Annotated in this window: 1 protein-coding gene; it reads right to left on the bottom strand. The window is 58.0% G+C overall.

All coding sequences use genetic code 11. The annotated features are described in order from the left end of the window. On the bottom strand, positions 1 to 288 hold a 288-nt coding region (locus Q4563_RS19105), incomplete at both ends, for a Rieske 2Fe-2S domain-containing protein (RefSeq protein ID WP_303605635.1).

Here is a 288-nt window from a genome sequence, read left to right as displayed (position 1 = left end):
GATTTTTTCGTGCATCTTTGAGCCTTCCGGCTCCGCGGGCTGGTCAACACATTGACCCTGGGCATCGAATTTCCAACCATGGAAGGGGCAGCGGATACCGCCTTCTTCCTTGCGGCCGAAACACATATCGGCACCCCGGTGCGGACAATGACGATCCATCAGCACCAGTTTATCGTCTTCGTTACGGAAGAGGGCCAGTTCTTCACCCAGCAGGTTGACGGGTACGACCGGGCGGTCGCTGTCCAGCTCTTCGGACAGGGCGGCAGGCATCCAGTATTGGCGTAACAG

The sequence above is a fragment of the Gilvimarinus sp. 1_MG-2023 genome (assembly GCF_030548285.1).
Note: the sequence above shows the minus strand (reverse complement) of the source record. Positions and strands in the feature narration are given on the sequence as shown.